Below are 9040 nucleotides of genomic sequence, written 5' to 3'. Positions count from 1 at the left end.
CTGGAAAAATAGAGTAAGGCCGCTCCCACGAGCGGCTTTTTTCTTTACCTTGGGTTTTTAAACATTAAACTTTACCTATTATGCAACCTGAACAAAATGTTCGGGCAGTCACCGTGGCTGCCATGGACCGTATTCAAAATGAGTATGCCCGCCTGATCGGCCAGGACTTCGGCCTTTCGCTTCTCGAAGCTTTTGATTCCTCCGCCTTCCATCTCGATGCCTATTGCCGGGACTATCATCCGCACCCGCAGATGGAGGAGATCATGCGCACCATCATCGGCTATGGCAGGTCTGCGGGCATTTTGCTACCCAACGCGGAGCATTACCTGACCTGTGCGTTGTACCTGTTCCCCGATGCTTCCCCGGAGAAGATATTGCTTATCGCCCGGAACTATGCCGTGGATTTCTATCTGAACGATACCATGGGCAGGGAGTTCCGGTCGACCTCGGAGGAACGGCGAAGGCTGAACGAGATCAGGGCCCGGCTTGTGGAAAGGACCGATGTGGAAAGCGTGGATGAAGCGGCGTCTGCCGCCGAGCGGGCCAACCTGGATGTGCTGGCGGAGATCGCCGGGACCTCGCCGGGGTCGTGGTTCGAATCTTTCCTGGGACTGTATCTGAAGCATCTGTCGGTGGCGCATAAATCTTATGACTGTATCTCGCTGGGGTATATTCCGTCGATACCCGAGTATATCGGCATCCGGGCCGATATCTCGGGGATGCCGCATACGGTTTCGATGATCGAGTACAGCCAGGGGAATTACCTGGACTGGCCGATGCTGGAGGCTACGGGTCTGGCCGGGGAGATGCGTGCCCTGGCCTGGACCGTGTCGCTGATCGGTGCGCTGATGAACGATGTTTTTTCCTTCGAGAAAGAGGTGATCGATAACCGAAGCGATTCGAATTTGGTGGCGATCATCGTGCTAAACAATTTCCGGATGGAGCTTCGGGAGGCCATGTCGGTGGCTGTGACGATCGTTCGAAATTTGTTGGCCGAATATGCGCAAACCGCCGGGGTGATCCGGGAAAAGATCGGCCGGCTGGCGGATGTCCGTCAGCGGGAGGTGCTTTCTTGGTATATGGAAGGCGTATGCAAATGTGTGCAAACCTGCTGGCTCTGGCAGGTAGAGACGAGGAGGTACAAACGGGCGCGGTCTATCTGGCGGGAGACCGTTCTTTCAGGCTCTGTTGTTGTGTAAGGGAAAGTGCAGTTCGACGGTGGCGCCGGTGGCGGGGCTGGAGTTGATCTTTATCTCGCCACCGAGCTGCTGTGTCAGATAGTTGGTGATGTACAAGCCGAGGCCGATGCCTTCCGGGTTTTCGGGGCCCCGGTTTGTCGAGTAGGGTTCGAAGATGCGGGTGAGCTGCTCGGGGTGAAAGCCGCTGCCCTGATCGATGACCCTTAACACCCAGACATCGTCGTGAACGGCCAGACATACCCGGACGCAGGAGGCGGGCGGGGAGAATTTCAATGCGTTGACGAAGACGTTATAGAAGATGCGATTGATCTTTACGCGATCGGTCAGGAGTCTGGAGGGAAAGTTATCGTCTATGCGGAATTCGACGCGGATGTGCTTTTCCAGGGCGAGGTACTGATTCAGTTGGACGATCTGTTTGACTTCGGCGGCGACATCGATGTTCTCCTCTTCGATCTCGTCGACCGTGCCCATTTTGAACCTCGAAAATTCCAGGAAGTGGTGGAGCATGTATTTGTAGTTCTGCGAGGCGAGCAGGAGACTTTCCGCCAGTTCGGGCGTCACGGGGTGGCCGGTATGGACTTTTTCGTGGATGACTGCGCAGATGCTGCCTACGCCGAAGTAGGCGCCCCGGATATCGTGAGAGATATGCTGGAAGAAGTTATTCTTGATCTTATGAAGGTTCTCTCCGGCATCGCGGGAGGCTTCGGCCTTGCGGGACAGGGAATGGAACCCAAGGACGTTGCCTTTGAACAGGAAGAAGATCAGCAAGGTCAGGGAAATGATGACCGCGTAGACGACGATGCGGATGAGCAGTTGGATGCCGGAACTGAATGTTATGGGTGGGATGAAGGGATGCCGGAACCCGATTTCCAGAAGGGTCAACAGGAGCAAGGTTATCCCGATACACACGATCCTGCTGAGGAGGTTATCGAATACGAAGAAGATGAGTCCCAGGATGAAAAGGAACATCAGCTGCGGCTGGGCAAAAGGGCCGAGGATCGAGCCAAAATAGAAGGTGGCGAGATTGATCACGAAGTAGAAGAGGATATTGGCGAGGACGTAGTTGCGCCGGTGGTTTAATGCGACGATGCCCAACATGAGGAAGCCTTCGGCATAGGAGCCGACAAGGATCATGATCTTTCCGCTGAGGAGAAAGAAGACCAGACCTGCAAGGAGATTGAGCAGGAAGATCGACACGCACATGGTGTTCACGCCGATACAGATGGCGCGCGGGATGTCGGATTCGCCGAATCCGTCCGCACCTGCGTACTTTAGTTTTCGCCAGAGTCGATTCATATTCCGTAAAATATACTAAATAATTGACCACCAGTCAACTAATGATCAACAAAATACGCAAACCGGTGAAAAAAACTTTTTGCCTGTCGAAATATCTCTACAAAATAACTGTGAAAATGCGACTATTTTGCTGTTAATAGGATAAGGTTTAAATGGCTAATGCATCTGATTTTAGCGCATCCCTGCATAAATATGCAGGGATTTTTATTTAATTGATTATCAGCGATTGGATTATATTTACGAGGTTTCTTAGCCGGCCGGCCGGGGGTTAATAGTTATAAATGCTTCACCCTTGTAGTAATAAAGGCGATGCCAAATAAACTTCTTATTGCTGACGATCATAGCATGACCCGGAAGGGTCTTAAGCTGCTGGTGGAGTGTCACATTGGGAAGGAGTGGGTCCAGGAGGTGTGGACCTGCAATCAGCTGTTGAAAGAGCTGCGGTCGAAGACCTACACGCATCTTATTCTCGATATCTTTCTTTCGGACGGCAGTGCGCTGGAGGTGATCCCGGCGATCAGGAGTCTTTACCCGGAGTTGGAGATCCTGATCTTCTCGATGCAGCCGATACCGGTATATGAGCGGGCGTTGATGCCGTACCGTATCGGGTATTTTGTCTCAAAGGAGGCGAATGAGATCGAGACGCTGCGGCTGATGGGGCAATTCCTTACGAATCAGCGCCCGGCTCCCAGCTTTGGGAAGAGGGGGGGCGCCCTACCCTTTTCGGGAATGCCGGCCCGGGAGATGGATGTTCTGCACTATCTGCTGAAAGGCTGGAAGACGACGAAGATCGCGGATACGCTGAATCTAAGCGTCAGTACGGTGTCGACGTTGAAGTCGCGGATCTTCGAGCGGACGAAGACCAGGAATGTCATCGAATTGATGGAGCTGGCGAATATTCACAATGTAAATTAGTCGTAAACCTACGATCGTAAGCCATGGGGGTATTACGAAGGCTAAGGGTTTCCCTCAGGGTCTCCTAGGTCTATGGATGATTATCAATGAATAGGGATGCGAATATTATGTTGTGGGGGTGAAACGCCGCATCTTTGTGGTGTTAGCAAAGCCTAAGTTTTATATCCAATATCCACCGAAAAGCCATCCGGCTTATGAAGACTGCAATGCGTTCATTATCTATGAAAAGCCATTGTTGAGACCCGCCGGACATAATTAAAATGGGCCGCCAGCGTAGCTGGCGGCCCTGCTTGTTTAGGACGGGTACCAATTCTTCAGTACTACATTTATGTTCTTATCGCCGGCTTCGACGTTTGATTTGAAGGCGTTGACGTCGCTTAGCCCGCCCTGTCCCCGGTAGTGGTAGGGATAGACCGTTTTGGGTTTGAAGGCGAGGACGGCGTCGGCGGCTTCGTCGACGTTCATGGTATAGGGAAGGTTCATGCAGACGAAGGCGATGTCGATGTTCTTCAGGGCCCGCATTTCGGGAATGCCCTGGGTATCGCCGGAGATGTAGATATTCTTTCCGCCGATGTTCAGCACATAGCCATTGCCTCTTCCCCTGGTATGCATGGCGGTAGGGCTTTCGGGGAGGTTGTACATGGGCAATGCGGTGATCCTGATGCCGGCCTGGGTGCTTTTATCGCCGTTTGCGAGGATGACGACCTTGTTTTTCATGGAGTCGGGCATTTTGTCGGCGACGGCCTTTGGCACTATGATGGTGGTCGTGGAAGTGCGGACATCGGAGATGGTCTTTGGATCGAAGTGGTCACCGTGGATATCGGTGATGATGATCATATCCGGCTTTTTCAGGCCGTTGTAGTTCTTGGCGCCACCGGTGGGATCCACGTAGATGGTGACAGCTTTAAGGCTGAGGACGAGGCTGGCGTGGACGATCGGTTGGATCGTGAGGGTTCCTTTTGACGTAGAAACTTCGTCGGGTGTGGCGCGTTGAGCGACGGTGCTCTTTATAACGAGGAAAGACAGAAAGGCAAAAATGTAGGATTTCATAAATGCATTTTTTGAGGGGGTAAATGTAAGGAAGTTGCCCTACACCCGAATGTAAATCTTTCTCTTGTCGAGCATGAGGCCGATGAGCCAGTAGATCACCACGAGAGACCCTGCATACAGAATGGAGGCGTTCTCTTCGTGGCCAAAGGAGAGAGGTTTGCAGCAATGGTTATAGAACCAGGCCAGGGGATCGGTGTATCCGCCGTTGTCGGTAAAGCGGATGAGCCAGACGAGCCGGGGCACTACGCCGCTGAGGATAAAGATGAACAGGGGGTTTTTGCCGAATACGTCGAAGAACCTGCTCCAGGAGCCGGCGGCGCCGCGAAATTCGATGAAGTAGATGAGCAGGGAAAGGGTGGCAAGGGCCCAGCCGGCAGCGACGAAGACATAGCTGCTTGTCCAGATCTTTTTATTGATGGGGAAGACGCTGCCCCAGCAATAGCCGGCGAGCAGGAGGATGAAGGCGGCCACCCAAAGATGGGCGAGCATCTCGTAGGTTTTTCCTTTTAGGCGGATATAGGTGCCGGCGAAGTAGCCGAGGATGACGCTGACGATGGCGGTCATCGTTCCGATGAGTCCTTCGGGGTCGAAGGCCAGGCCTTCCCCGTGGTACATGTGTTCGGGTGAGAAGATGGCTTTGTCGATGGCGGTGCCGAAGTAGCCGTTGAGGCTATAGGGGTCGGCGGGGTCGCCGAGGAAGAGGCAGAGGGCCCAGTAGGCGATGAGCAGGCAGCCGCTGATGAAGAAGGCGCCACGGAATTTTGCATAGTATACTATTAGTGCGGCGCCGCAGTAAGCCAGGGCGATGCGCGCCAGGACTCCCATGATGCGGATGCCGGCGAGGTTGCCGTTATCGGTGGTGTATGTCCAGCCTTTGAAGACGAGGTGATCGTGACTCCAGCGGATGAAGGGAAACCAGTTGAGCAGGACGTTGATGAGAAAGATGAGGAGGGTGCGGCGGAAGACCTTTTTCAGGAAGAAGGCGTTGCCTTTTTCTTCGAAGCGGGGCATGACGAAGGCGAGGGCGTTGCCTACCGCGAAGAGGAAGAAGGGGAAGACGAGGTCGGTTGGGGTCAGGCCGTGCCAGGGGGCGTGGTCGAGGGGGGCGAAGGATGGACCGGCCTGGTTGTTGACGAGGATCATGAAGGCGACGGTGAGGCCGCGGAAGACGTCCAGGGAGTAGTAGCGTTGCGTGGGAGGGTTCATGGGTTGAAGATAGGTATAAGGTCGCATTTTGCGACCTTAAAAAGGGGATCCCGGCCCAGGGGGCCGGGATCGGGGAGGTTGAGGTTGGAAAGGTAGGTTTATTACTTTCGCTGCCGGAATCCAATGCGGCGTCTTTCCTGTTGTTCGGGTGGGATGAGGAGTCGTTTGACTGCGGCGAAGAGTGTTTGTATTTCCTCACTGTTACGTGTAACTTTTTTTTCGAGTTGTTCGAGTTTGAGGAGAATGTCCTTGTGAGTGAGAAGCATTTCACGAAGCTTTACGAAAATGTCGATGATCTTTATACTCATTTCAATGGCGTGCTTGCTTTTCAACACGTTTGAAAGCATGAGCACACCGTGCTCTGTGAAAGCGTAGGAGGTGTATTTGGAATGGGCGCCACGGTCGGAGGTTTCTAAGGTCGCATTTTGCGACCTTAAAGATTTCGATTCCTGGGCGGTTAGCTCGAACATGAAGTGGGAAGGAAAACGGGCGAGATTTCTTTTAACTTGTTCTTTTAGGCGTTTGGTTTCGACGCCGTAGAGATGAGCAAGGTCGCGGTCGATCATAACTTTTTGACCTCGAATAATATATATCTTATTTATGATCGCCTCCGTAGGAACAGAGGCTAGTTTTATCACTTTTGCCATAAGAATCGATTTTTAAGGGAACCAATTTCGCACAAAGTTTTGAGATTTTTGCACATAGAAGGGGATTTTAAAAATGACGATCCCGGCCCAGGGGGCCGGGATCGGGGATATCTGTTTGGAGTGGTGGGCTAGTTGGTGGCGCCGCCGTTGATGAGGAGGTGCTGGCCGGAGACGAAGGAGGAGAGTCCGCTGGCGAAGAATTCGGCGGCGTTTGCGACGTCTTCCACTTCGGCGAGACGGCCCATGGGGCAGCTGTCGAGGAGTTGTTTGCGGAGCCGGGGATAGGCTTCGGGATCGACGAAGATACCGGCGTGGTCGACGGCGAAGGGGATGATGGAGTTGACGGTGACGCCGCGGTGGCCGATCTCTTTGGAGAGGACGTCGACGAGATAGCGGGGGGTTGTTTTGCTACCGCCGTAGACGGCCATCCCGGTGACGGGGAAGGAGGTGGTGCTGGAGGCGATGTAGAGGATGCGGCCGTTGTCGGCGACATGCTTTGCGGCCTGCTGCATGGTGAAATAGGAGCCTTTGGCGTTGATGGAGAAGACGCGGTCAAATTGTTCTTCGGTGAAGTCGGTTACGGGTGTTTCCACCATTTCGATACCGGCGTTGGCGACGACGATGTCGATCTTGCCGAAGGCGGCGACGGCTTCCCTGAAGAGTTTTTCGATATCGGCGACCTTGCTGACGTCGGCTTGTATGGCGATGGCTTTTACGCCCATGGCTTTTATGGCGCTTAGGGTCTCTTCGGCGGCGACCTTGTCGCGGGAGTAATTGAGGACGATGTCTGCGCCGAGGGCGGCATAGCGTTCAGCGATGGCTTTACCGAGCCCTCTTGCCGATCCGGTGATGAGGGCGACTTTACCTTTTAAGGAGTTCATGATCTTGTTTTTTTGTGTTTGTCGAATTGTGGGCTGTTATCAGGAGAGCATTGCGCCGTTGACCGGGATGACCTGACCGCTGATCCAGTGTGCATCATCGGAGAGCAGGAAGGTGATGACGGGAGCGATGTCGGATGGTTGGCCGATGCGGTTGAAGGGGCTGAGGGAGGCCTGGTATTTGATCACGTCGGCGGATTTCCCGGTGGTATAGAGTTCGGTCATAACGGGTCCGGGGGAGACGGCATTGACGCGGATGCCCCGGCCTACTTCTTTGGCGGCGACCTTTGTCAGGTGTTCGACCCCGGATTTTATGGCGCCATAAGGACCATAAGTGGGGATGGGAACGCGGTTGACGCTGGTGGAGATGTTCAGGATGACGCCTTTGTCGGAGACCTTTGCCATCGCTTCGCGGAGGACGAAGAAGGCGCCGGTGAGGTTTATGTTCACCTGGTTGATGAATTCTTCGTCGGTGAAATCTTTTATGAATTTGGTGATCATGATGCCGGCATTGTTGACGACGGCGTCGATGCGGCCGAATTTTTCGATAGCCGCGGCGAAGAGTTGTTTTATTTCCGCCGAGTTGCGGACATCGGCCTGGATGGCGACGGCATCGCTGCCGAGAGTCTTTATCTCTGCGACCAGTTTGTCGGCGGGTTCTTTGCGACCAGCGTAGTGGACGACGACCTTTGCTCCGGCTTTTGCGATGCTGCGGGATATTTCTGCTCCGATGCCGCCAGAGGCGCCGGTAACCAGTACTACTTTTTGATCAAGCGTGCTCATATATTTTTGTTTTGATTGATGGATCAAAGGTACAGTGGGGTAAGCCCCGCAAAAGGACGGTATTTATAGCATTTGATGTATAAATCATAGGAGGGGCGGCGAGAATGAGATATCTTAGGGTATAAATACAACCTTATTTTATGTCATTACGCATCACCCTTCTGGCCGGGCTATGTCTCGCTGCCACCCTCTCCGCTCATTCCACCGCCACCATCGCCAATCTTACCGCCCTGCGGTCTTACGCTTATACTTCGGGCAACGAATCCGTTTTTGTTCAGGGTTATGCCGCCGTCGATGACGGCGGCCAAGGCTTTTTTGCCTGGGATGCGGCGAGCAGCCAGTCCGATAATGACGGAACGGTGATACAAGTGACCGGCACGTCTACCGGCCGATGGATGCGCATTTATAGCGGGGCGATCTCCGTCAAATGGTTTGGTGCGAAGGGGGATAGCACAAGCAACGACCAGCCGGCTATCTCGCATGCCCTTAACGCTGCCTTGCACTTCCAAAGGGATCTGCTCCTGCCAGGCGGAATCTATCAACTTACCACCTATGGGGATCGCGCCAGCAGACAGATATTCACTCCGCCAGGCGGCGACCCTTCGAACCCCTATCGTATCCGCATCTTTGGCGAGCAACAGGCCATTCTGCGAACCTCGCTTTACCCTCCGGCAGATTCCAGCAATACCATGTTCTTCTTTCTTGGGGCGTATGTGCATTGTACCGTCGAGAATATCATTTTCCAGAACACCCATCCATTACCTGCCGGAGCCACCTCCCCTATCGGTCAGACCAGTGCGCTGTACTTGTTTGGCACCGGTTCGGTGGCCAACAAGGCATTTTCGATCAGGGGTTGCCATTTCGAAGGCTTTTCTACAGCAATTACGCTCAACGGCACGCAGGATACGCGGATCGAACGATGCGGTTTCGGCGCCCCCTATGGAAGGGACAATGCGCAGGGAACCAATCCGCAACCTGCGGTGTTTATCTGGATGGTCAGCAATGTCAACGGGGAAGTGATCAATCCTACGATCGAGAATTGTTATGCAAACGGCTATTCCGGCGC

The 9040-nt window shown here is 53.7% G+C and carries 9 protein-coding genes; 3 read left to right on the top strand and 6 right to left on the bottom strand.

Translation table 11 applies throughout. The features are described 5' to 3' along the window. The first annotated feature begins 80 nt into the window (after positions 1-80). Positions 81-1199, top strand: a complete 1119-nt coding sequence (locus VGM48_RS20620) for a terpene synthase family protein (RefSeq protein ID WP_331582323.1) — start codon at positions 81-83, stop codon at positions 1197-1199. On the opposite strand, the gene VGM48_RS20615 is transcribed toward VGM48_RS20620, so the two are convergent. Next, positions 1179-2495, bottom strand: coding sequence for a HAMP domain-containing sensor histidine kinase (locus VGM48_RS20615; RefSeq protein WP_331582322.1), 1317 nt, complete (start codon positions 2493-2495; stop codon positions 1179-1181). The genes VGM48_RS20620 and VGM48_RS20615 overlap by 21 nt on opposite strands. A gap of 309 nt (positions 2496-2804) precedes the next feature. Between VGM48_RS20615 and VGM48_RS20610 the strand changes: the two genes are divergently transcribed. After that, positions 2805-3410, top strand: a complete 606-nt coding sequence (locus VGM48_RS20610) for a response regulator transcription factor (protein ID WP_331582321.1) — start codon at positions 2805-2807, stop codon at positions 3408-3410. 294 nt (positions 3411-3704) lie between these two features. On the opposite strand, the gene VGM48_RS20605 is transcribed toward VGM48_RS20610, so the two are convergent. From VGM48_RS20605 to VGM48_RS20585, 5 genes are all read right to left on the bottom strand, one after another. Beyond that, a complete protein-coding gene (locus tag VGM48_RS20605; protein ID WP_331582320.1) occupies positions 3705-4460 on the bottom strand; it encodes an MBL fold metallo-hydrolase in 756 nt (251 codons plus the stop codon). Positions 4461-4499: 39 nt separating this feature from the next. After that, positions 4500-5666, bottom strand: a complete 1167-nt coding sequence (locus VGM48_RS20600) for a DUF5009 domain-containing protein (RefSeq protein WP_331582319.1) — start codon at positions 5664-5666, stop codon at positions 4500-4502. A gap of 101 nt (positions 5667-5767) precedes the next feature. Further along, entirely contained in the window at positions 5768-6313 is a 546-nt protein-coding gene (locus VGM48_RS20595; protein ID WP_331582318.1) for an ORF6N domain-containing protein, read from the bottom strand. Between the two features lie 128 nt (positions 6314-6441). Further along, the gene (locus tag VGM48_RS20590; RefSeq protein ID WP_331582317.1) at positions 6442-7194 is read right to left on the bottom strand and encodes an SDR family NAD(P)-dependent oxidoreductase; all 753 of its coding nucleotides are present in this window, start codon (positions 7192-7194) and stop codon (positions 6442-6444) included. Positions 7195-7233: 39 nt separating this feature from the next. Continuing rightward, positions 7234-7974 (bottom strand): SDR family oxidoreductase, encoded by a 741-nt coding sequence (locus tag VGM48_RS20585; RefSeq protein ID WP_331582316.1) that lies wholly within the window; start codon positions 7972-7974, stop codon positions 7234-7236. Positions 7975-8114: 140 nt separating this feature from the next. Here VGM48_RS20585 and VGM48_RS20580 point away from each other — a divergent pair. Beyond that, positions 8115-9040 (top strand): hypothetical protein (locus VGM48_RS20580; RefSeq protein ID WP_331582315.1); only part of this gene is annotated, 926 nt, incomplete at its 3' end.

Origin of the sequence: Puia sp. (genome assembly GCF_036500295.1) — a bacterium.
In the GTDB taxonomy this organism is placed as follows: Bacteria; Bacteroidota; Bacteroidia; order Chitinophagales; family Chitinophagaceae; genus Puia.
This window is presented reverse-complemented; position numbering and strand designations above follow the sequence as displayed.

What these genes read in the sequence shown, in the direction of transcription:
- VGM48_RS20610 (WP_331582321.1), top strand. Translation starts at nt 2,805, where the DNA reads ATGCCAAATAAACTTCTTATTGCTGACGATCATAGCATGACCCGGAAG.
- VGM48_RS20605 (WP_331582320.1), bottom strand. Translation starts at nt 4,460, where the DNA reads ATGAAATCCTACATTTTTGCCTTTCTGTCTTTCCTCGTTATAAAGAGC.
- VGM48_RS20590 (WP_331582317.1), bottom strand. Translation starts at nt 7,194, where the DNA reads ATGAACTCCTTAAAAGGTAAAGTCGCCCTCATCACCGGATCGGCAAGA.
- VGM48_RS20615 (WP_331582322.1), bottom strand. Translation starts at nt 2,495, where the DNA reads ATGAATCGACTCTGGCGAAAACTAAAGTACGCAGGTGCGGACGGATTC.
- VGM48_RS20600 (WP_331582319.1), bottom strand. Translation starts at nt 5,666, where the DNA reads ATGAACCCTCCCACGCAACGCTACTACTCCCTGGACGTCTTCCGCGGC.
- VGM48_RS20585 (WP_331582316.1), bottom strand. Translation starts at nt 7,974, where the DNA reads ATGAGCACGCTTGATCAAAAAGTAGTACTGGTTACCGGCGCCTCTGGC.
- VGM48_RS20595 (WP_331582318.1), bottom strand. Translation starts at nt 6,313, where the DNA reads ATGGCAAAAGTGATAAAACTAGCCTCTGTTCCTACGGAGGCGATCATA.
- VGM48_RS20620 (WP_331582323.1), top strand. Translation starts at nt 81, where the DNA reads ATGCAACCTGAACAAAATGTTCGGGCAGTCACCGTGGCTGCCATGGAC.